20 protein-coding genes are annotated in these 20,566 nt (G+C 68.9%); 12 read left to right on the top strand and 8 right to left on the bottom strand.

What is annotated here, in order from left to right; all coding sequences use genetic code 11:
* Positions 1–2: 2 nt before the first annotated feature.
* Positions 3–2,294 carry an NAD-dependent DNA ligase LigA gene (gene ligA, locus QT386_RS13105; RefSeq protein ID WP_289274221.1) on the top strand — a complete coding sequence of 764 codons (2,292 nt, stop codon included), beginning with the start codon at positions 3–5 and terminating at the stop codon, positions 2,292–2,294.
* Positions 2,294–3,472 (top strand): mechanosensitive ion channel family protein, encoded by a 1,179-nt coding sequence (locus QT386_RS13100; RefSeq protein ID WP_289274220.1) that lies wholly within the window; start codon positions 2,294–2,296, stop codon positions 3,470–3,472. The genes ligA and QT386_RS13100 overlap by 1 nt, the downstream gene beginning before the upstream one ends.
* On the opposite strand, the gene QT386_RS13095 is transcribed toward QT386_RS13100, so the two are convergent.
* Genes QT386_RS13095 through QT386_RS13085 form a run of 3 tightly spaced genes read right to left on the bottom strand, consistent with a single transcriptional unit; the run spans position 3,455 to position 4,586 of the window.
* A complete protein-coding gene (locus tag QT386_RS13095; protein WP_289274219.1) occupies positions 3,455–3,733 on the bottom strand; it encodes a BolA family protein in 279 nt (92 codons plus the stop codon). The two genes, QT386_RS13100 and QT386_RS13095, sit on opposite strands and share 18 nt — an antisense overlap.
* Positions 3,730–4,029 carry a YciI family protein gene (locus QT386_RS13090; RefSeq protein ID WP_289274218.1) on the bottom strand — a complete coding sequence of 100 codons (300 nt, stop codon included), beginning with the start codon at positions 4,027–4,029 and terminating at the stop codon, positions 3,730–3,732. Before QT386_RS13090 ends, QT386_RS13095 begins: the two co-directional genes overlap by 4 nt.
* Entirely contained in the window at positions 4,029–4,586 is a 558-nt protein-coding gene (locus QT386_RS13085) for an inner membrane-spanning protein YciB (RefSeq protein WP_289274217.1), read from the bottom strand. The genes QT386_RS13090 and QT386_RS13085 overlap by 1 nt, the downstream gene beginning before the upstream one ends.
* Positions 4,587–4,616: 30 nt before the next feature.
* On the opposite strand from QT386_RS13085, the gene QT386_RS13080 reads away from it, so the two are divergent.
* From QT386_RS13080 to QT386_RS13055, 6 genes are all read left to right on the top strand, one after another.
* The gene (locus tag QT386_RS13080) at positions 4,617–5,243 is read left to right on the top strand and encodes an L-threonylcarbamoyladenylate synthase (protein WP_289274216.1); all 627 of its coding nucleotides are present in this window, start codon (positions 4,617–4,619) and stop codon (positions 5,241–5,243) included.
* 38 nt (positions 5,244–5,281) lie between these two features.
* Positions 5,282–5,968 carry a site-2 protease family protein gene (locus QT386_RS13075; protein ID WP_289274215.1) on the top strand — a complete coding sequence of 229 codons (687 nt, stop codon included), beginning with the start codon at positions 5,282–5,284 and terminating at the stop codon, positions 5,966–5,968.
* Entirely contained in the window at positions 5,965–6,972 is a 1,008-nt protein-coding gene (gene trpS / locus QT386_RS13070; protein WP_301334306.1) for a tryptophan--tRNA ligase, read from the top strand. The genes QT386_RS13075 and trpS overlap by 4 nt, the downstream gene beginning before the upstream one ends.
* A gap of 62 nt (positions 6,973–7,034) precedes the next feature.
* Complete coding sequence (locus QT386_RS13065) at positions 7,035–7,868, top strand: ScpA family protein (RefSeq protein ID WP_367401439.1); 834 nt, start codon at positions 7,035–7,037, stop codon at positions 7,866–7,868.
* Positions 7,865–8,830, top strand: coding sequence for an SMC-Scp complex subunit ScpB (gene scpB, locus QT386_RS13060; RefSeq protein WP_289274212.1), 966 nt, complete (start codon positions 7,865–7,867; stop codon positions 8,828–8,830). Before QT386_RS13065 ends, scpB begins: the two co-directional genes overlap by 4 nt.
* A gap of 212 nt (positions 8,831–9,042) precedes the next feature.
* Positions 9,043–10,077 carry a pseudouridine synthase gene (locus QT386_RS13055; RefSeq protein WP_289274211.1) on the top strand — a complete coding sequence of 345 codons (1,035 nt, stop codon included), beginning with the start codon at positions 9,043–9,045 and terminating at the stop codon, positions 10,075–10,077.
* 85 nt (positions 10,078–10,162) lie between these two features.
* Here the strand turns inward: QT386_RS13055 and QT386_RS13050 are convergent, their stop codons facing one another.
* The 5 genes from QT386_RS13050 to QT386_RS13030 form a co-directional block, all read right to left on the bottom strand.
* Positions 10,163–10,900, bottom strand: coding sequence for an SDR family NAD(P)-dependent oxidoreductase (locus tag QT386_RS13050; protein WP_289274210.1), 738 nt, complete (start codon positions 10,898–10,900; stop codon positions 10,163–10,165).
* A 39-nt stretch (positions 10,901–10,939) separates the two neighbouring features.
* Positions 10,940–12,589 (bottom strand): diguanylate cyclase, encoded by a 1,650-nt coding sequence (locus QT386_RS13045; RefSeq protein ID WP_289274209.1) that lies wholly within the window; start codon positions 12,587–12,589, stop codon positions 10,940–10,942.
* Entirely contained in the window at positions 12,586–13,254 is a 669-nt protein-coding gene (locus tag QT386_RS13040; RefSeq protein WP_289274208.1) for an HAD family hydrolase, read from the bottom strand. The genes QT386_RS13045 and QT386_RS13040 overlap by 4 nt, the downstream gene beginning before the upstream one ends.
* A 12-nt stretch (positions 13,255–13,266) precedes the next feature.
* Positions 13,267–13,977: a bifunctional 2-polyprenyl-6-hydroxyphenol methylase/3-demethylubiquinol 3-O-methyltransferase UbiG gene (gene ubiG / locus QT386_RS13035; RefSeq protein ID WP_289274207.1), complete on the bottom strand. Its 711-nt coding sequence runs from the start codon at positions 13,975–13,977 to the stop codon at positions 13,267–13,269.
* A 108-nt stretch (positions 13,978–14,085) separates the two neighbouring features.
* Positions 14,086–15,396 carry a TRZ/ATZ family hydrolase gene (locus QT386_RS13030; protein ID WP_289274206.1) on the bottom strand — a complete coding sequence of 437 codons (1,311 nt, stop codon included), beginning with the start codon at positions 15,394–15,396 and terminating at the stop codon, positions 14,086–14,088.
* 65 nt (positions 15,397–15,461) lie between these two features.
* Here QT386_RS13030 and mtnA point away from each other — a divergent pair, with 65 nt between their 5' ends.
* From mtnA to QT386_RS13010, 4 genes are all read left to right on the top strand, one after another.
* On the top strand, positions 15,462–16,463 hold the full coding sequence (gene mtnA / locus QT386_RS13025) for an S-methyl-5-thioribose-1-phosphate isomerase (RefSeq protein WP_289274205.1): 1,002 nt from the start codon (positions 15,462–15,464) through the stop codon (positions 16,461–16,463).
* A gap of 112 nt (positions 16,464–16,575) precedes the next feature.
* Positions 16,576–16,974: a hypothetical protein gene (locus QT386_RS13020; RefSeq protein WP_289274204.1), complete on the top strand. Its 399-nt coding sequence runs from the start codon at positions 16,576–16,578 to the stop codon at positions 16,972–16,974.
* Between the two features lie 84 nt (positions 16,975–17,058).
* A complete protein-coding gene (locus tag QT386_RS13015; protein ID WP_289274203.1) occupies positions 17,059–19,158 on the top strand; it encodes a TonB-dependent receptor in 2,100 nt (699 codons plus the stop codon).
* On the top strand, positions 19,158–20,483 hold the full coding sequence (locus QT386_RS13010; protein WP_289274202.1) for a PepSY domain-containing protein: 1,326 nt from the start codon (positions 19,158–19,160) through the stop codon (positions 20,481–20,483). Before QT386_RS13015 ends, QT386_RS13010 begins: the two co-directional genes overlap by 1 nt.
* Positions 20,484–20,566: the final 83 nt, after the last annotated feature.

Here is a 20,566-nt window from a genome sequence, read left to right as displayed (position 1 = left end):
CCGTGAGCGAAGGACCGCTCCAGCGCGCCGCCGCACTGCGGCAGCAGCTGCAGGACCATAACCACCGCTACTACGTCCTCGACGAGCCGAGCATCACGGACGCCGAGTACGACGGTCTGTTCCGCGAATTGCAGGAGCTGGAGGCGGCGCACCCCGAGCTGCGCACTCCGGACTCGCCGACGCAGCGCGTCGGCGGTGCCCCCAGCAGTGCCTTCTCCCAGGTACGCCACCGCGTACCGATGCTGTCGCTCAACAACTGTTTCACCGAAGAGGAACTGGGCGACTTCGACCGCCGCGTACGCGAGGGCCTGGGCCGGCCGCAGGTCGCTTATGACGCCGAGCCCAAGCTCGATGGCCTGGCCGTGAGCCTGGTCTACGAGGACGGTGTGTTCGTCCGCGGTGCCACCCGCGGCGACGGCGAGACCGGCGAGGACATCAGCGACAACCTGCGCACCATCAAGCGCATCCCGCTGCGCCTGCGCGGCGACAGCCGCGGCACGGTGGAAGTGCGCGGCGAGGTCTACCTGCCGCACGAAGGCTTCCGTCGCATGAACGAGGAAGCCGCGGCGGCGGGGGAGAAGCTCTACGTCAATCCGCGTAACGCCGCCGCCGGCAGCCTGCGCCAGCTCGATTCCACCATCACCGCCCGGCGTCCGCTGGCGTTCTACGCCTACAGCGTGGCCCAGGGCCAGCCGCCGGCCGTGCGTACGCACATGGACATGCTGCAGCAGCTGCGTGAGTGGGGTTTCCCGGTGTCGGACCTGGTCCGTCGCGTCGAGGGCGCCGCGGGCTGCATGGGCTACTACCGCGAGGTCGGCGAGCAGCGTGCCTCGTTGCCCTTCGACATCGACGGCGTGGTCTACAAGCTGGATGATCTCGCCGGCCGCGAGGAACTGGGTTTCGTCTCGCGTGCTCCGCGTTGGGCCGTGGCGCACAAGTATCCGGCCGAAGAAGCGCAGACCCTGCTGGAGAACGTCGACTTCCAGGTCGGCCGCACCGGCGTGCTGACGCCCACCGCGCGCCTGCGCACGGTTTTCGTCGGTGGCGCCAACGTCTCCAACGCCACGCTGCACAACATGGACGAGGTGGCGCGCAAGGACGTGCACATCGGCGACACCGTGATCGTGCGCCGCGCCGGCGACGTGATTCCCGAGGTCAAGGAAGTGGTGCTGGCCCTGCGCCCGGCCGACGTGCGCCCGGTGCTGATGCCAGCCGCGTGCCCGGTCTGCGGCTCAGAGGTGCGGCGCGATCCCGAGGGCGTAGCCTACCGCTGCATCGGCCGCCTGGTCTGCAAGGCGCAGCTCAAGCAGGCGCTACAGCATTTCGTCTCGCGCAAGGCCGCGGACGTGGACGGCATCGGCGAGGCGCTGATCTCCGAGTTGGTGGACCGCGAGCGCCTGCGCACGCCGGCCGACCTGTTCACGCTGCAGGCCTCCGACATCGCCGTGCTGTACAAGTCCGCCGAGGTGGCGCCGGCCAAGATGATCGAGGCCATCGCGGCACGCCGCGAACTGGCACTGCCGCGCCTGGTCTACGCGCTGGGCATTCCGTCGGTGGGCGAGACCACGGCCAAGGACCTGGCCAAGCACCTGGGCAGCTTCGCGCGCATCCGCGAGGCGCTGCCTGAAGTGCTGACGCTGGTGGAGGGCGTCGGTGCCGCCGCCGCCGAGGAAATCCGCTCCTTCTTCGCAGATCCGCACAACGCCGAGGCAGTGGACGCGCTGCTGGCGCAGGTAAGCATCACCGGCGAGCACCCGGTTTCTGCCGAGATCGCGGACCGCTGCTCGCTGGGCCTGCTGCTGGCGCAGCAGCAGGTCAAGGGCCTGGGTCCGGTGAAGGCGGACAAGCTGACCTCCGGCCTGGACAGTGTGGCCGGCCTGCTGGCGCGCATCGACGACACCGGCGCGCTGAGTTCGCTGCTGGACGAGAGGACCGCCGCCGCGGTGCAGGGGCATTTCGCCGACGCGGACCGGCGCCAGCACCTGCTGGGCCTGGAGGCCCAGTTCCTTGGCTTCGGCCTGATGGGTGTCGATGCCCCGCGCGCCGCCGCGGCCGGCGGCCCGCTGACCGGCAAGACCTTCGTCATCACCGGCACCTTGCCGGTGGGCCGTGACGAGGCCGCGGCGCAGATCGAGGCGGCCGGAGGCAAGGTCAGCGGTTCGGTCTCCGCCAAGACTGACTTCCTGCTGGCCGGAGAGGCGGCCGGCTCCAAGCTGGCCAAGGCCGAGAAGCTGGGCGTCACCGTGCTGGACTACGCGGCCCTGCAAGGCATGCTCACTGGAGAAAGCCCTTGATGGAACTGGATACCGCCCGCCTGCTTCGCGCACTGGCGGCACAGCCCTGGACCTCGACGATCGTCATCCTGGGTGCGGCGGCACTGCTGGTCATCGTGATGCACGTGCTGGCCCGCGGACTCAACGATGGGCGCCACCCCTGGCAGCAGCGCCTGCGCGCCCGCCTGGGCGTGCCGGCCGACAAGAAGTTTCAGGAGATCCGCTGGCTGCTCCTGACGATGCACTTCTTCCTGTGGCAGTTCGTCGCCTACCTGCTGATGCACGCCTGGGGCTGGCACGACGAGAGCGAAGAGTTGCTGAAGACGTTGTTCTCCAAGGGCTTCATGCTCGGCGGCGTGCGCATCGTCATCGGCAAGCTGCTGGCGGGCGTGCTGATGTTCCTGGCACTGTTCACCTTCACCCGCTGGCTGCGCCGCAAGCTGGAGCGTGACTGGCTGGTGCGCGCCGGCGTGGAGCCGAGCACCCGCGATACCGTGGCCACGCTGTTTGGCTACATCACCTTCATCATCGCCGTGCTGGTCGGGCTGTCCTATGCCGGCCTGGACCTCAGCAAGCTCGCCATCGTCGCCGGTGCGCTGTCGGTGGGCATCGGCTTTGGCCTGCAGAACATCGTCAGCAATTTTGTGTCCGGCCTGATCCTGCTGTTCGAGCGCCCGATCCGCACCGGTGACTTCATCAACGTCAGCGGCAGTGAAGGCATCGTGCGCAAGATGCGCATCCGCGCCACCGAGATCGAGACCGGTGACCGCGAGACCATCATCATGCCCAACTCCAACCTGCTGTCGAACCCGGTGCGCAACCGCAGCCTGCGCACGCGCATGGGCCGCGTGGTGCTGAACGTCGGCGTTGCCTACGGCAGCGATCCGGAGTTGGTCCGCAAGGTGCTGAAGGAAGTGGCCGCCAAGCATCCGGCGATCCGGGGTGAGGGCGCGGTGCTGTTCACTAACTTCGGCGCCAGCTCGCTAGACTTCGAGCTGTCCGCCCCGATCGTCGACAGCGACGCCAAGGGCGGAGTGGCCAGCGACCTGCGCTTCGCCATCGTCGCAGCCTTCGCCAAGGCCGGCATCGAGATGCCGTTCCCGCAGCAGGATGTCCACATCCGCTCCTTGCCTGAAGGGGCGATCTCGCCGCGGCCGGCGGCAGATGGAACCGAAGCGACCTCAGGCAGCGGAAGTTGATTCCGCAGGCGTCCGCGCGCTGATCGCCAGCGCATGGATGTCGGTCTGCATCATCTCGCCCAGCGCCGCGTAGACCTGCCGGTGCCGCGCCACGGGGCTGTTGCCCGCAAAGGCCGCTGAGACGATCTTCACGCGGAAGTGACCGCGTCCGGTGGCCGCCCCAGCATGGCCGGCGTGCAGGTGGCTTTCGTCTTCCACCACCAGCTCGGTCGGCGCGAAGGCGCCGGCCAGGCATTCGCGGATGCGCTCGATGCGGCTCACGGCAGCGCCTGGATGAAGGGCGTGACCTCGACGCGCACGTAGACGCCGGCGGCGAGGTAGGGGTCCGCCTCGGCCCAGGCCTGTGCGGCCTCCAGGCTCGGGAACTCGGCCACGATCAGGCTGCCGTGGAAGCCGGCCTGCGGGGCGTCCGCGGCATCGGCCTTCGGGCGCGGGCCGGCCAGCACCAGGCGGCCTTCGGCCAGCAGCAGCTTGAGGCGCTCGACATGGGCGGGGCGGGTGGCCTGGCGGCCGGCGAGGCTGTCGGGCGCGTCCACGCCCCAGATCGCGTAGAGCATCAGTTCTGCTCCCGGCTTTGGTCCTGCTGGGCTTCCTGCAGGTAGCGGCCCAGGAAGGGCGCATGCGCCACCATGAAGACGAACATCAGGATCAGCGTGCCCGGGAATTTGAACAGCATCCAGGTGTCGTAGCTGAAGTTCTTCGCCACCCAGATGTTGAGCACGGCACTGAAGGCGAAGTAGACCACCCAGGCGATGTTGACCTTGCGCCACACCGGCTCGGGCAGCGGCACGGACTTCTCGCCCATGCGCTGCAGCAGCACCTTGTCGCCGATCACGTGGCTGCCGGCCAGCGCCAGGGCGAAGATGCCGTAGACCAGCGTCGGCTTGTACTGGATGAAGGTGTCGTTGTGCAGGTAGATCGTCAGGCCGCCCAGCGCCAGCGCCACCAAGGCGGTGATGAAGTGCGCCTTGTGCAGCTTCTTCTCCGCGAACCAGTAGAAGATCACGAGCCCGAACAGCGACACGATCAGGGCGATCGTCGCGGCATAGATGTCGTAGAGGAAGTAGGCGCCGAGGAACACCAGCGCGGGCAGGGAGTCGAGCAGGAATTTCATGTGGGCATTGTAGCCCGGTAGAATGTTGCGATGTCCGCGCAATGGCTCGAGGTCCATCCCCAGAATCCGCAGAAGCGCCTGCTGGCGCTCGCGGCCCAGCGCCTGCGCGAAGGCGCGGTGATCGCCTGGCCCACGGACTCCTGCTATGCCCTGGGCTGCCACCTGGACGACCGCGACGCTGCCGAGCGCCTGCGCCGCATCCGCGACTTCGACCGCCACCACCAGTTCACCCTGGTATGCCGCGACCTGTCCGAGATCGCCACCTACGCCCGCGTCGACAACCAGCAGTTCCGCCTGCTCAAGTCGCTGACCCCCGGGCCTTACACGTTCATCCTGGACGCCACCAAGGAGCTTCCGAAGCGCATCGCGCACGAGAAGCGCAAGACCGTGGGTATCCGGGTGCCGGAACACGCGGTGGCCCAGGCCCTGCTGGAAACCCTGGGCGAGCCGCTGATCTCCTGCACTTTGCAATTCCCGGATGCGGACGGCCCGGTCAGCGACCCCCAGGAGGTGCGCCAGCGCCTGGCCCGCGAGGTGGACCTGGTGCTGGATGCCGGCAACTGCGGCACCGAGCCGACCACCGTGCTGGACCTGACCGGGGGCGGGGTCCAGCTGATGCGCCAGGGCAAGGGCGACGTCTCCCGCCTGGGGCTGTGAATTCAGGTTCATAGACTTGCTTCCCGTATAATCCGGTGATGCCTGTCGAATTCAGCCTGGTCCAGACCATCGCCATCTGGGCCCTCCCGGTCCTTTTCGCGATCACGCTGCACGAAGTAGCCCACGGCTACGCCGCGCGGCGCCTGGGCGATCCTACGGCGGCCATGCTCGGCCGCCTGAGCCTCAACCCCATCAAGCACGTGGATCCTGTAGGGACCCTGGTGGTGCCGGTGGTCCTGCTGTTGCTGAGCAAGCTCATGGGCGGCGGCTTCCTGTTCGGCTGGGCCAAGCCGGTGCCGGTGGACTACCGTCGCCTGCGCAATCCGCGCCGCGACATGGCCCTGGTGGCCGCGGCCGGCCCGCTGGCCAACCTGGCCATGGCCGTCGGCTGGGGCCTGCTGCTGAAGCTGGCTCTGGCCATGAATGCCACCGAAGGCCTATGGCTGGGCCTGCGCTACATGGCGGTGGCCGGCATCGTCGTCAACCTGGTGCTGATGGTGCTGAACCTGCTGCCCCTGCCGCCGCTGGATGGCGGCCGCGTGCTGGCGGGCCTGCTGCCGCTGCCCTTGGCGTATCGCTACGCCAAGCTGGAACCCTATGGGCTGCTGATCGTGATCGGCTTGCTCGCCACCGGCCTGCTCTCGAAAATCATGTACTGGCCGCTGACAATCTCGGAAGGATTGCTCTACAAGCTGCTGGGCCTCAACTCTGCCTTGCTCTACTGACCGTGACCGCCTCCAAACCCATCGTCCTCTCCGGCATCCAGCCCTCCGGCCGCCTGACGCTCGGCAACTACCTCGGCGCGCTGAAGAACTGGGTGCCGCTGTCGGAGCGCTACGACTGCTACTACATGCTGGTGGACCTGCACGCCATCACCGTGCGCCAGGATCCCAAGGTCCTGCGCGAGCGCTGCTACGAATTCCTGGCGCTGTACATCGCCTGCGGGCTGGAGCCGGAGAAGAACACGCTGTTCGTGCAGAGCCATGTGCCGGCGCATGCGCGCCTGGGCTGGATCCTCAACTGCTACACGCAGATGGGTGAGCTCAACCGCATGACGCAGTTCAAGGACAAGTCGGCCAAGCACGCCGACAACATCAACGCCGGCCTGTTCGACTACCCGGTGCTGATGGCGGCCGACATCCTGCTCTACCAGGCGCAACAGGTGCCGGTGGGTGACGACCAGAAGCAGCACCTGGAACTGACGCGCGACGTCGCCATGCGCTTCAACAACCTCTACGGCAAGGTCTTCACCGTGCCGGAGCCGATGATCCCGCCGGTGGGCGCGCGCATCATGGGCCTTCAGGAGCCGACCTCCAAGATGAGCAAGTCCGGCGATGCCGAGACCGACGCCATCTACCTGCTGGACAGCCCGGACGTGATCACCCGCAAGATCAAGCGCGCCGTCACCGACCTGGGCAGCGAGATCCGCCATGACATCGCCGGGAAGCCCGGCGTGTCCAACCTGATGTCGATCCTCTCCGCCATCCGCGGCGAGTCCTTCGCCGACATCCAGGCGCGCTACGTCGGCAAGGGCTATGGCCACTTCAAGACCGAGGTCGCCGAAGCCGTGGTGGAATGCCTCAAGCCCGTGCAGGAGCGCTATGCCGCCGTGCGCGAGGACATCGACGGCCTGCGTCGCGTGCTGCGTGCCGGTGCCGACGCCGCCAGCCAGCGGGCCGACGCCACGCTGCAGCGCGTGCATGACGTGCTGGGATTTATCCCGGAATGAACGAGACCGTCGCCACCGAGGAAGTCCCCGCCACGGAGTTTGCCGCGGCCGAGGCGCTGAAGATGCCCAAGATCCATGGCCAGGCCATGGAGAGGCTGCCCGAGGACCTGTACATCCCGCCGGATGCGCTGGAGGTGTTTCTCGACGCCTTCGAAGGCCCGCTGGACTTGCTGCTGTACTTGATCCGCCGTCAGAACCTCAACATCCTCGACATCCCGGTACTGCAGATCACCAAGCAGTACGTGCAGTACATCAGCCTGATGCGGGAGATGAAGCTGGAGCTGGCGGCGGAGTACCTGGTCATGGCCGCGCTGCTGGCCGAGATCAAGTCGCGCCTGCTGCTGCCGCGCCCGCCGCCGGACGAGGCCGAGGAAGAAGGCGATCCGCGCATGGAGTTGGTGCGTCGCCTGCAGGAATACGAGCGCTTCAAGAGCGCCGGCGAGAGCCTGGAGAAGCTGCCGCGTGTCGGCCGCGACCTGTTCATGGCCCAGGCGCGTCCGGAGGTCATCCCGCAGGTGTCGCGCCTGCCGCAGCCGACACTGCGTGATCTGCTGATGGCCTTCCGCGACGTGATGGACCGGGCCAAGCTGTTCACCCACCATCACATCTCGCGCGAGCCCCTGTCGGTGCGCGAGCGCATGTCGCACATCCTGTCGCTGGTGCGCGGCGGACCGATGCGCCTGGAGGAGCTGGTCGACCCCGAGGAAGGGCGGCTGGGCGTGGTGGTGTGCTTCCTGGCGATCCTGGAGCTGACCAAGTCCGCGATGCTCGACATCGTGCAGGACGGCCCGTTCTCGCCGCTGATGGTGGAGCCGGCCAAGCCGCGCCCCTCGCTGGAAGACGATGACGAACAAGAGGCGCTCGGCGCAGCCGACGACGCCGGGGAAGACGCATGAACAACGAAGAAAAGACCGAAGACGTCACCGAGGAAGTCACCGGGCAGGCCGCAGAGCCGGCGGCCCAGGAAGCCTCGCAGGAAGCCGCCGCCAAGACCCAGGTCGCCGAGCCCGAGCAGTCCGCCCTGCTGGTCAATGATTCCGCGCTGCAGCTGGTCAATATCCTGGAGGCCTTGCTGCTGGCCTCGGAGCTGCCGCTGTCGCTGGAGCAGTTGCACCGCTTGCTGGGGCCGGACCTGGGCGTGTCCAAGAAGGACGTCCGCGCCGGCCTCGACGCGCTGGCACAGTCGCTGGAAGGCCGTGCCTGTGAGCTGTCGGAAGTCGCCAGCGGTTTCCGCATCCAGGTGCGCAAGACCCACGCCGAATGGGTCAGCCGTCTGTGGCAGGAGAAGCCGCCGCGCATGTCGCGCGCGCTGCTCGAGACGCTGGCCATCATCTGCTACCGCCAGCCGGTGACGCGCGGCGAGGTTGAAGAGATCCGCGGCGTGGCGCTGTCGCCCAACATCATCCGCACCCTGCTGGAGCGCGGCTGGATCCGCGAGGTGGGCGTCAAGGAAGTGCCGGGCCGCCCCTCGCTGTTCGGCACTACGCACCAGATGCTGGACGACCTCAACATCAAGTCGCTGGACGACCTGCCGTCGCTGCCTGAGATCAAGGATCCCGCGCAGCTCGAGGCCGCACTGTCGCGCCTGGGCGAAGGCTTGCCGGGTGCTGCGGCCGCGCTGCCGGCGCCGGAGGACGAAGAAGGCGAAGCCCCGGCGGAGCCGGAAGCGATCGCTGCCGACGCCGCACCCGCGGAAGCTTCCGTCGAAGAGGGCGTGGTGGAGGAAGCGCCCGGCGAAGAGGACACACTGATCGAGCCCGAGCCCACCGCGGATGCGGCGCTTGAAGCCGACGAGCCGGACGCGCTGGGTGACGAGCCGCCCACCGAGGCTTCCGACGACGAGCCGAGCCGCCCTTGAAAAAGCCTCCCAGAGCACCGCGCAATCCGTCGTCGAGGAAGCCCTCGACGTTCTCGAAGTCTCCGTCCCGCTCATCGGACTCCCGGACCTCTGGGAAGTCCCCGGCGCGATCGGCTTCGCGGCCGTCCTCGGCACGGCCTGCTTCGAAGCCCTCGTTCCCGAAGCCCTCGTATTCAAGGGCGCCGTCCGCCAAGCCTCGGGCTCCGAAGCCGGTGGCGCGCGATGCTTCCGAGCTGCCCCCCCAGACCGCGCCCACGGCGCCGGGGGCAGGCGAGCGCATCCAGAAAGCACTGGCTACCGCCGGCGTCGCCTCGCGCCGCGAGATCGAGTCGATGATCGCCGACGGCCGCATCCAGGTGAATGGCCAGCCGGCCAGTGTCGGCCAGCAGGTGTCGCCCCAGGATCGCATCATGGTCGACGGCAGGCCTGTACGCCTGTCGGCGAAGGCCGAGGCACCGCAGGTGCTGCTGTTCAAGAAGCGCACCGGAGAGATGGTGACGCGTGATGATCCGGATGGCCGCAAGACCATCTTCCGCAACCTGCCGGAACTCGACAACGGCCGCTGGATCGCCGTCGGTCGCCTCGACATCAACACCTCCGGCCTGCTGCTGCTGACCAACCACGGCGAGCTGGCGCGGCGTCTGACGCACCCCAGCTTCGAGGTGCCGCGGCGCTATGCCGTGCGCGTGCTCGGCGAGATGACCGACGAGAAGCTCTCGGCCCTGCGCAAGGGCGTGAAGCTGGAAGACGGCGATGCCCGCTTCGACTCGATCGCCCCGGGCCTGAATGAAGACGGCCAGCGTGCCAACCAGTGGTACGAGGTGATGCTGCGCGAGGGCCGCAACCGCGAGGTGCGCCGCCTGTTCGAGTCGCAGGACCTGCAGGTGAGCCGCCTGATCCGCATCAGCTATGGCCCGGTCGAACTGGGCCGCGGCATCCGCAGCGGCAGCTACCGCGAGGCCACCCCGGATGAGTTGCGCCGGCTGTTCGACTGCGTGCAGCTGGAACTGCCCACGCCTGCCAAGGCAGGCCGCTCGGAGCGCCGCGAGCGCGCGGACGAGGATTCCGAGGTGCCGTTCCGGGCCAAGAAGCTGTCGCGGCTGGACAACAAGAAGAAGCATTCCTGGGCAGCCCAGCCCTCATCGCAGGGACCCAGGCCGCGCGGTCCGGTGTCCAAGGGGCCGTCATCGCGCGGCCCCGCCGACGGTGGCCGCAAGACCGGCGCCGTGAAGAGGCGCGCACGCTGATTCACGTTTCACGTGGGGCGGCTTCAGCCGCGATCTTTCAAAAGATCGAGGCTGAAGCCGCTCCCGCGATAAAACTCCCGTTTCTCTAGAACGTCTTGCCGCTCTGCCCGCGACTATCCGGCCCCATCAGCCACAGCAGCTGCGGAGTCACGCTGTCGGGCAGGGGCAGGCTGTCCAGCACCTCGCCCGGGTAGCCCTTCTGGCGCAGGCCGGTGCGCAGCGGCGGTGGGCAGTAGGTGTTGAAGCGCAGCTGCGGGCGGTCCGCCGTCTCCAGCGCCCAGACGCGCGACAGGTTCTCCAGGCCCGCCTTGGCCACGCCATACGCGGCGTGGAAGGGACGGGCTTCGCGTCCGGCGCGGTCGCTGCAGAACACCACCGAGGCGTCCGGGCTTTTCTCCAGCAGCGGCAGGCACTGGCTGGTGATGGCGAAGGCGGCCGTGAGGTTCACCTGCAGGTTCTCGATCCACTCGCGCGGTTCCACGTCCTGCAGGCGCGCAAAGGCCTTGAAGTGGGCGGCGCAGTGCAGCACCCCGTCGAGCCGGCCGAACTCGCGGCCCAGCGTGTTGGCGAGCTCGCCGTGGTCGTTCCAGTTGGCGCCGCCGAGGTTCATCGGGTAGATCGCCGGGGCCGGGCCGCCGGCCTTCTCGATCGCGTCGTAGGTCGCTTCCAGCTTCTTCACCGTGCGGCCCAGCAGCACCACGGTGGCGCCGTGGCGCGCAAACGCCAGGGCGGCGGCCTTGCCCAGGCCTTCGCCCGCGCCGGTGACGAGGATGACGCGGTCTTTCAGCAGGCCCGCGGCGGGCTGGTAGTTTTCAGGCAGCATCGAAGAATCGTTGTGGGAGATAAGAAGAGAAGAAGAGGATCAGGCCTCGCCGAGCCAGCGCTCGACATCCTCGGGGCGCATACGCGCGCGCACGGCCTGGCCTTCCAGGTAGGCGACCTCGCGGGTCCTGGCCAGCGCCAGCATCTCAGCGTTGTCGAGGTTGCCCAGCGTAATGCCCTGGCGCAGGTGCCGCAGCACGCTCAGCAGCGCGTCGAAGGCCTCGCGCATCGGTGCTTCGGTCAGTGCGCGCTGCAGCGGCAGCGGCGACAGGCGCACCTCGTTCACCGGGAAATACAGCGAGGTCATGGCGGAGCTGCCCGGCTGGCCGGCGCCGGTGACGCAGAAGCCCACGCCGGCCCCGCGCAAGCTCGCCAGCTGGCTGCGCGCATGGGTGCCGCCGTCGATCAGGGCCGCCTCGGTCACCTCCAGCGTCAGCGCCGAGGGCGGCAGGTCGTGCGAGCCGAGCAGGCGCGTCACCATGTCAGCCAGTGCCAGCTGGCGCAGTGCCGCATCGGGAATCCGCACCACCAGGCCCAGGCCGGGCCGCCCCATGCCGCGCCACTGCGCCAGCCGTGCCAGGCCCTCGCGGAACTGCCACAGCGTCAGCGAATGCACCAGGCTCAAGCGGTCCGGCAGGTTGAGGAACTCGGCCTCCTCCAACCGGCCCTGGCGCGGGTGGGTCCAGTAGGGCACCAGGCGCAGGCGCGGCGGCAGCTCTGCCTGCAGCGGCTGCTGCAGCATGTAGTCGTCGGCCAAGCCATCGTTGTAGAGCGCGGCATGCAGCTCGGCGATGCGGCGCGGGCGGGCGCTGCGGGCATCGTCCAGGTCGGGTTCGTAGACCCGGTAGTCGCGCTGGTCGCCGGCGGCGGCGTACTTGGCGATCTCGGCGTGGCGGATCAGCGTCTCCGCATCATCGCCGTGCTCCGGCGCCAGCGCGATGCCCACGCTCACGCGCAGGCCCAGGCTCTGGCGTCCCAGCGTCACCGGTGTGTCCAGGGCGAACTGCAGGCGGCTGGCGAAGCGCCGTGCCTCGGCCTCGTCGCTCACCTGCGGCAGCAGGATGCCGAAGTCGTCGTGGCCGAAATGCGCCAGCACGTCGTTCTCGCCCAGCACGCTCTTGAGGCGTTCGGTGAGCTGGTTGATCAGTGCATAGGAGGCATCGCGTCCCTGCGACTGCTCCGTCTCGTGGTACTGCTCGCTGGCCAGCGTCATCACCGCCACCGGCAGCCCGTGGACGCGGCGCCGCGTCAGGGCGCGGCCGATCAGGCTGATGAAGGAGTGGCGGTTGGGCAGGCCCAGGGTGTGGCCTTCCACCGGCGAGCGTTCCAGCTCGTGCTGCAGGATCGTGGTCTGCTCGCGCAGCGCCGCGGTCTCGTCCAGCAGCAGGGCACCGGCCTGGTAGGACAGCACGTTGCCGATGTACTGGCCCCAGACCAGGAAGATCAGCGGCATCGCGTCGAGCAGCCACAGGGCAGGATTGCTGCCGTGAACCTGCAGCAGCTTGTCCCAGCCGATGTCGCCGTAGGCGGCGCGGGCCGCCAGCAGCGTGGCCGCAACGATGGCCAGCAGGGCGATCCCCAGGCCGTACCAGGCGTAGCGGTTGGTCCGGCTGCGCAGCAGGCCAGCGGCGGCGTTCAGGCCCTCGAGGCGCTTGTCCTGTCCCAGCGGTCGGTTCTGCGCCGTGTTCATAGCCAGCGAATCAGTTCTCCCGGCGTCTGCAGGATCGCGTCCGCCCCCCAGCCCTGGATAGGGCCACCTTCGCCAAGATAACCCCAATCGGCGGCGATCGTCCGCATGCCGGCCGCCCGGCCGGCGTCGATGTCGCGCCGGTCGTCGCCGACGTACACGCAGTCGGCCGGCGCCAGGCCCAGGATCTCGCAGGCCTTGTGGATCGAATCCGGTGCCGGCTTGGGCCTGGGCACCTCGTCGGCGCTGATCGTCACGGCGGAGCGGGTGTCCAGGCACAGCTCGGCCATCAGCGGCCGGGTCAGCCAGGCCGGCTTGTTGGTCACCACGCCCCAGAGCACGCCCCGGCGCTCCATTTCGCGCAGCGCCTCATCCATCTCCGGGAACAGGCAAGACTCGTGGCTCAGGTTGGCACGGTAGTACTCGAGGAAGGCATCCCGGTGCTTCGGGAAGTCCGAGTGGTCGGCCGGGATACCCAGCGCCTTGCCCAGCAGGCCGCGGGCGCCGGCCGAGGCCACCGGGCGGTAGTCCGCCAGCGGCAGCGGCGCCAGGCCCAGCGAGCCGCGGACGAAGTTGGCGGCGTGGCCGAGATCGGGTGCCGTGTCGACGAGCGTGCCGTCGAGGTCGAACAGGATGGCCCTGACGGGCCCGGGAATCGTAGAAGACATGGCAGGGTTGCTTTAAACGATTCCCGGCTTCACGCAATACATGAAGTAGTTCACGTCGATGTCGTTGCCCATCGTCGCGGTCTTGAGCAGCGGGTTGTAGCGCATGCCCTTGATCTCGCGAGTCTGAAGGCCCGCCGCGCGCGCCCAGGCATCGAGCTCCGAGGGGCGGATGAACTTGGCGTAGTCGTGCGTGCCACGCGGCACCAGGTTCAGCAGGTACTCCGCGCCGACGATGGCGAGGGCGAAGGACTTCGGGTTGCGGTTGATGGTGGAGAACACCAGCGTGCCGCCGGGCTTGGCCAGGCGCGCGCAGGCGGCGATCACCGACTCCGGCGAAGGCACGTGCTCCAGCATCTCCATGCAGCAGACCAGGTCGAAGCTGCCCGGCATCTCGCGCGCCAGCTCCTCGGCCGGGATGTGGCGGTATTCCGCTTTCACGCCGGACTCCAGGCCATGCAGGCGCGCCACTTCCAGCGCCTCCTCGGCCATGTCGATGCCCAGGGTCTCGGCGCCGGCCTTGGCCAGGCCCTCGGTCAGCAGTCCGCCGCCGCAGCCCACGTCCAGCGCGCGCTTGCCCTTGAGGCCGCCGGCGCAAGCCTCGATGTAGCGCAGCCGCGGCGGATTGATGTGATGCAGTGCGCCCATCTCGCCACGCGGGTCCCACCAGCGCGATGCCAGGCGGTCGAAGTTGGCGATCTCGCGTTTATCGACGTTGGTATTCATGATTTCTTCAATCCGCAAATGAACGCGAATGAACGCCAATGGGGCAAAGGAAGATTCTCTTCCATTTGCGTTGATTTGCGTTCATTCGCGGATGGCCTGCCTGGGCTTTCAGGGCTTGATCTTCTGTCGCCACTCCTGCGCGCGGGCGAGGATCGCGACCTCGTCCAGCGCCAGCAGTTGCCGCTCGCGCATCAGGGCGCGGCCGGCGACGTAACTATGGGTGACCTGGTCGCGGCCGGCGGCATAGGCCAGCTGCGACTGCACGTTGTAGACCGGCTGCGTCGCCGCGGCCGACAGGTCCACCGCGATGAAGTCGGCGGACTTGCCCGGCACCAGCGAGCCGGTGACGGCATCCATGCCCAGCGCGCGGGCGCCGCCCAGCGTCGCCATGTGCAGGGCCTGCGCCGCGGGCAGGGTGCGCGCGTCGCCGGACACGGCCTTGGCCAGCAGCGCCGCGGTGCGCAGCTCACCCAGCAGGTCAAGGTCGTTGTTGCTGGCGGCGCCGTCGGTACCGAGCGCCACGTTGACGCCCGCCGCCAGCAACTTGCCCACCGGCGCGAAGCCGCTGGCCAGCTTGAGGTTGGACTCCGGGCAGTGCGCCACGTGCACGCCGAACTCGGCGGCCTCGGCGATCTCCTGATCGGTGAGCTGGGTCATGTGAACGGCGATGAAGTCCGGCCCCAACAGCTCCAGTTCCTTGAGACGCTGCCAGGGGCGCTTGCCGCCGGCCTGCAGTGCCATCTCCACTTCGCCGGCCGTCTCGTGCACGTGCATGTGGATGCCGTTGCCCAGCTCGGTGGCGTACTTGCGCACCTCCAGCAGCGGCTTGTCGGACACGGTGTAGGGCGCATGCGGCGCGAACACCGTTCGCAGCAGCGGGTTGCCGCGCACTGAGTCATGCACTTCCAGGCCCTTGTGCAGGTACTCGTCCGGGCCGCTGGCCCAGGCGCTGGGGAAGTCGATCATGATCAGGCCGATGCTGGCCCGCATGCCGGACTCCGCCGCCACCTGCGCGCTGGCGTCCGGGAAGAAATACATGTCGTTGAAGCTGGTGGTGCCGCCGCGGATCATCTCGCAGCACGCCAGCCGCAGGCCGTCCACGCAGAACTGCCGGTTGGCATGCGCGCCTTCGGCCGGCCAGATATGGTTCTGCAGCCAGTCCATCAGCGGCAGATCGTCGGCGATGCCGCGCAGCAGCGTCATGGCCGAATGCGTGTGGATGTTGACCAGGCCCGGCATGACGGCGTGAGCCGGCAACTCCAGGACCTCGGCCGCCTGGATTGCGCGGGCCTCGGCGGCCGGCAGGATCTGGGCGATGCGGCCGTCGCGCACCACCAGGGCATGATGCTCCAGCACCGTGCCGGCGGGTTCGACGGTCACCAGCCAGCGGGGAAAGACCAGCAGGTCGGCTGTCTGCATAGCGGACTCGCAATGGGAAGGGGGTAGAATCGCCCCCCATTCTACCTTGCCCGCGGAGCCTTCCGATGTCCGGTGCCGTACTTCCCATCGTCTGGGCCGACCCCGTCCTGCGCCTGCTGGACCAGCGCGTGCTGCCGCACGAATTATCCTATCTGGACTGCCAGAGTGCCGAGGACGTGGCCAGCGCCATCCACGGCATGGCTGTGCGCGGCGCGCCGGCCATCGGCATCGCCGCGGCCTACGGCCTGGTGCTGGCCGTGCGCCGCGATCCGCAGACCTTCGACCACGCCTTCCGCGTGCTGGCCGACTCGCGTCCCACCGCGGTGAACCTGCGCTGGGCGCTGGAGCGCCTGCGCGAGGTCTGGCGCCGCCGGCCCGACGCCGACTCCCTGCTGGCGGAAGCCATCGCCATCCACGAGGAAGACCTGGCCCAGAACCTCAAGATCGGTGCCTACGGGGCCGAGTTGCTGGGGCAGGGCGCCAAGGTGGTGACCCACTGCAACACCGGCGCCCTGGCCACTGGCGGCCACGGCACCGCCCTGGGCGTGATCCGCAGCGCCTGGAGCGCCGGCCACCTGGCCCAGGTCTACAACACCGAGACGCGCCCCTGGCTGCAGGGCGCGCGCCTGACCGCCTGGGAACTGCACGAGGAAGGCATCCCCGCCAAGCTGGTGGCCGACGGTGCCGTGGCCCACCTGATGACGCGCGAGAAGATCGACTGGGTCATCGTCGGCGCCGATCGCATCGCCGCCAACGGCGACACCGCCAACAAGATCGGCACCTACGCCCTGGCCGTGGCCGCCAGGCGCCACGGCGTGAAGTTCATGGTCGCCGCCCCCAGCGGCACCTTCGACCTGTCCTGCCCCAGCGGCCAGGCCATCCCCATCGAGGAGCGCACCCCGCGCGAGCTCACCGAGTTCCGCGGCGAGCCGGTAGCCCCGCTGGGCTACGACGCCTTCAACCCGGTGTTCGACGTTACCCCGGCCGACCTGATCGACGCCATCGTCTGCGAGCGCGGCGTGATCAGCCCGGTGAGCGAAGAGGCGATCCGGAAGCTGTTGTCCTAAGGAATGCTGTTCCCTCTGCCGCAAGCGGGAGAGGGAAACGGCGCTGCATAAGCTAGGAATAATTGTCCCAGCCCCTCGCAGCGCCGGTTTTCTGCCCTACAATTCCCGGATCATGAGCATCGACACCGCCCCCAGCCTGCATCACCTGCGCGCCTCGCGCAGTGTCGTGCTGCCGTGGCTGCTGCTCGCGGCGCTGTTCGCCCGCGGCCTGGTGGCGCCAGGGTTCATGCCGCAATTCGGTGCCGGCGGCGTCGGCATTGTGCTGTGTACGCCACAAGGCCCCAAGACACTGTGGCAGGCCGGCGACGCCATTACCGGCGGTGGCCAGCATGCAGGCGGCGAGCACTGTGCCTTCGGCCTGGCGCTGGGCATGGCGGTGGCCACGGGCCCTGCCTCGGCCCAGCTGGACCTGTCGGCCGCGCCCATCCCCGTCTCTACCCGGCCACAGCCGGCGGTCGTCCCCTGGCGCGAGCGCGGAATCTCCGCGCGTGGTCCGCCCTCCCACTCCTGAAGTCGCCCTTGCTCCCGCGAGCGCCCGGCGCCGCGGACCCCGACTTGTGCGGCCGCCCGCGGCCGTGTTCCAGGAGTGATCAAGATGTCCCTGCTTCATCCGCAAGCCCGGCCGCTGGCCGCGCTGGCCCTGCTGTTGCCGCTGGCTGTTTCCGCCCACGAAGTCTCCGAGCCGGGCACCGTCGTGCTCGAGCCGGTGACCGTCACCGGCGAGGTCGCCGGCTCTCCCACCGCGGAGTCCGTCCGCCAGGCGCATGACCGCATCGAGAAGACGCCGGGCGGCGTCGACCTGGTCTCCAGCGAGGAATTCCAGGACCGCTATGCCGTCAACCTGCGCGACATGCTGCGCGACACCCCGGGCGTGTTCGCCCAGACCCGCTTCGCCGAGGAAGTCCGCATTTCCATCCGCGGCTCGGGTCTGAGCCGCAGCAACCACCTGCGCGGCATCCTGCTGCTGCAGGACGGCGTGCCGGTGAACCTGCCGGACGGCTTCGGCGACTTCCAGGAAGTGGATCCGCTGAACCTGCGCTACGTCGAGGTCTACAAGGGCGGCAACGGCCTGCGCTACGGCAGTTCCGCCCTGGGCGGTGCCATCAACGTGGCGACGCCCACCGGCCGCACTGCCGCGCAGGCCAACCTGCTGCGCCTGGAAGGCGGCAGTTTCGGCAGCTTCCGCGAGCACCTGGGCGTGGCGCGTGCCTACGACCGCTGGGACTTCTATGCCGGCGCCACCGCCAGCCAGTCCGACGGCTTCCGCGACCAGAGCAATACCGACAACCGCCGCTTCAACGGCAACGTCGGCTACCGCCTGGGCGAGAACGCCGAGACGCGCTTCTACCTGAACGTCAACGACATCAACCAGGAAATCCCCGGCACCATCGGCTACGACGCCGCGCTGAACGATCCGCGCAGCGTGCTGCCCACCGCCAACACCTTCGACACCGGCCGCAACATCGACTCCTTGCGCCTGACCAACCGCACCAGCCTGCCGTTGGCTGGCGGCCAACTCGAGCTTGGCGGTTACTACCTGCACAAGAAGCTGTTCCATCCGATCTCTGGCATCGTGGTGGACCACGACGGCGATTTCTTCGGCGCCTTCGCGCAATGGGCGGGTGAGGGCACGCTGCTGGGTCGCCGCAACGAGGTGACCCTGGGCAGTCGTATCGGAGCCGGGCGCAACGATGCGAAGACCTTCACCAATGTCGGCGGCCAGCGCGGTGCGGCAGGCGCCAACGGCGACGAGGACGCCACGGAGTACAACCTGTATGCCGAGAATCGCCTGTGGCTGACGCCGGAGCTCGCGCTGGTCGGCGGCCTGCAGGGCGTTCTGGCGGAGCGGGACTACACTGACAAGGTCAACCCCGCGGAATCGGCCGATCGCGAGTACAAGGGCATCAACCCGAAGCTGGGCCTGCTGTATGCGCTGGCCGAGCACGCGCAGCTGTTCGCCAACGTCAGCCGCAGCTACGAGCCGCCGATTTTCTCGGACCTGAACCAGAACTCCGCCGTCGGCACCTGTGCTGGCACCGGGATGAACGGCTTCGCTGACCTGGACGCGCAGAAGGCCTGGACCGCGGAGCTAGGCACGCGTGGCACGCAGGGCCGCTGGGCCTGGGACGTCTCGGTCTACCGCGCCGAGATCCGTGACGAGGTGCTGCAGCGGGCCTGCTCGCCGACGACCTCCATCCAGTTCAACGCCGACAAGACCATCCATCAGGGCGTCGAGGCCGGCCTGGCCTACAAGCTGCTGAAGGATGTCGCGCGCCCCGGCGACTCGCTGAAGCTGCAGCAGGTCTACAACTACGCGGACTTCCGTTTCGACGGCGACGCAACCTATGGCGACAACCGCCTGGCCGGCCAGCCGCGCCACTACTACCTCGCGGAGCTGCGCTATGACCATCCGGCAGGTTTCCACGTGGAAGCCGGCATCGAGCGCTCGCCCTCGGGCCTGACGGTGGATTATGCCAACACCCAGCGGACTCCGGGCTACACCACCTGGAACCTGGGCGGCGGCGTGGACCTGCCGCACGGCCTGAGCCTGTTCATCGAAGGCCGCAACCTGTCGGATGAGCGCTACATCAGCAGCGTCTCCGCCACCACCGACTACAGCACCGCCGCCAACCGCAACATCTTCTACCCGGGCGAAGGCCGGGCGGTGTACGGCGGCCTGCGCTGGGCCTACTGATGCTCGCCGCGGTTTCCCGCTGGCACCGGCGGCTGTCGCTGCTGGCCGGCGTCGCGTTGCTGCTGTGGGCCGCGTCGGGCCTGCTGCACCCGCTGATGTCCTGGACCAATCCCCGGGCGGCGGCCTTCGCGCCGCCGCCCGGAGAGCCGCTGGCGCTGCCTGCACAGGCGCCATCGGCGCTGCTGGAGGCCGAGCCGGCCGGTATCGTCCGCCTGCTGTCGCAGGGCGGGCAGAGCCTGTGGCAAATCGCTTCGCCAGACCGGCAGCATCTGCGCTACGTCGATGCCGACACCGGCGAGCCCGTGCCGGAGGCCGACCGGGTGCGTGCCGTGCAACTGGCGCGGCACTACACCGGCCTGCAGTCGGCGTCGCTCAGCGAGGTGCGGCACATCACGCAGTACGACCGCGAGTACCCGGCGGTGAACCGGCTGCTACCGGTCTGGCGCGTGGAGTTCGCCGACGAGCGAGGGTTGACCGCCTACGTCCATACCGGCGAGGACCGCCTGGCCTCGCTGACCGACCGGCGCAAGCGCGTGTTGCTCACGCTGTTCCAGACCGTCCATACCCTGGACTTCCTAGAGGGTGTCGAAGGCCTGCGGCTGGGCCTGATCCTGGCGGCGGTCGGCAGCGTGCTGGCCATGGCCATGCTGGGCATCGGGATGCTGCTGGGCCGGCGGGCGCGCCCCGGCGCGCCTGCCATGCGCCGGCGCCACCGGCTGCTGGCCTGGGCAGCCTGGGTGCCGGTGCTGATGTTCTCGGTCAGTGGCCTGTTCCACCTGCTGCGGCTGTCACCGTTGCTGCAGCCGGTGCCCGCGAGCATCAGCCCGACGGTGCAGGGGCCGCTGGCCTGGCCGGCGGAGCTGGAGGGCGCTCGCGCCCTGACCCTGCTGCCGCTGGCCGAGGACAGGGCGGTGTGGCGGGCCCGCTTCGGGCCGCAGAGCCTGGCGCTGTACGACGCCCGCAGCGGCGAGCGCCTGGCGGGCGGCGACGCGGAACTGGCCCAGTGGCTGGCCAGCACGCCGCCGGTCAGTTCCGCCACGCGGCAGGCCGGCTTCTCGCCGGAGTACGGCTTTGCCAACAAGCGGCTGCCGGTCTGGCGCGTGGAGCAGCCCCAGGGGCTGGCCTTTGTCGATACCGCGTTCGGCCAGGTGGCGGCGCGGGTCGGTGCGCTGGACGTGGCCGAGCAGTGGACGTTTTCCAGCCTGCACAAATGGCAGTTGCTGGATTTCCTGGGCAAGGCCTGGCGCGATGCCGTGCTGAGCGCCGGGGCCCTGCTGGGCATGCTGGCGGCGCTGTTCGGGCTGGCCCTGCGCCGCCGTCGCTAGACGCGGATTTGTGCAGTTTTCCGGGTGCCGGGCAGGGGGCGGGCCGCCCCTGCCCGGAGGCCCATCCGGCCCCCGGTTTATGT

Origin of the sequence: Solimonas sp. SE-A11, from assembly GCF_030345715.1 — a bacterium.
Classification (GTDB): Bacteria; Pseudomonadota; Gammaproteobacteria; order Nevskiales; family Nevskiaceae; genus Solimonas_A.
Note: the sequence above shows the minus strand (reverse complement) of the source record. Positions and strands in the feature narration are given on the sequence as shown.

What these genes read in the sequence shown, in the direction of transcription:
- QT386_RS13100 (WP_289274220.1), top strand. Translation starts at nt 2,294, where the DNA reads ATGGAACTGGATACCGCCCGCCTGCTTCGCGCACTGGCGGCACAGCCC.
- QT386_RS13090 (WP_289274218.1), bottom strand. Translation starts at nt 4,029, where the DNA reads ATGCTCTACGCGATCTGGGGCGTGGACGCGCCCGACAGCCTCGCCGGC.
- QT386_RS13085 (WP_289274217.1), bottom strand. Translation starts at nt 4,586, where the DNA reads ATGAAATTCCTGCTCGACTCCCTGCCCGCGCTGGTGTTCCTCGGCGCC.
- QT386_RS13080 (WP_289274216.1), top strand. Translation starts at nt 4,617, where the DNA reads ATGTCCGCGCAATGGCTCGAGGTCCATCCCCAGAATCCGCAGAAGCGC.
- QT386_RS13075 (WP_289274215.1), top strand. Translation starts at nt 5,282, where the DNA reads ATGCCTGTCGAATTCAGCCTGGTCCAGACCATCGCCATCTGGGCCCTC.
- QT386_RS13065 (WP_367401439.1), top strand. Translation starts at nt 7,035, where the DNA reads ATGCCCAAGATCCATGGCCAGGCCATGGAGAGGCTGCCCGAGGACCTG.
- scpB (WP_289274212.1), top strand. Translation starts at nt 7,865, where the DNA reads ATGAACAACGAAGAAAAGACCGAAGACGTCACCGAGGAAGTCACCGGG.
- QT386_RS13050 (WP_289274210.1), bottom strand. Translation starts at nt 10,900, where the DNA reads ATGCTGCCTGAAAACTACCAGCCCGCCGCGGGCCTGCTGAAAGACCGC.
- QT386_RS13045 (WP_289274209.1), bottom strand. Translation starts at nt 12,589, where the DNA reads ATGAACACGGCGCAGAACCGACCGCTGGGACAGGACAAGCGCCTCGAG.
- QT386_RS13040 (WP_289274208.1), bottom strand. Translation starts at nt 13,254, where the DNA reads ATGTCTTCTACGATTCCCGGGCCCGTCAGGGCCATCCTGTTCGACCTC.
- ubiG (WP_289274207.1), bottom strand. Translation starts at nt 13,977, where the DNA reads ATGAATACCAACGTCGATAAACGCGAGATCGCCAACTTCGACCGCCTG.
- QT386_RS13030 (WP_289274206.1), bottom strand. Translation starts at nt 15,396, where the DNA reads ATGCAGACAGCCGACCTGCTGGTCTTTCCCCGCTGGCTGGTGACCGTC.
- mtnA (WP_289274205.1), top strand. Translation starts at nt 15,462, where the DNA reads ATGTCCGGTGCCGTACTTCCCATCGTCTGGGCCGACCCCGTCCTGCGC.
- QT386_RS13020 (WP_289274204.1), top strand. Translation starts at nt 16,576, where the DNA reads ATGAGCATCGACACCGCCCCCAGCCTGCATCACCTGCGCGCCTCGCGC.
- QT386_RS13015 (WP_289274203.1), top strand. Translation starts at nt 17,059, where the DNA reads ATGTCCCTGCTTCATCCGCAAGCCCGGCCGCTGGCCGCGCTGGCCCTG.
- QT386_RS13010 (WP_289274202.1), top strand. Translation starts at nt 19,158, where the DNA reads ATGCTCGCCGCGGTTTCCCGCTGGCACCGGCGGCTGTCGCTGCTGGCC.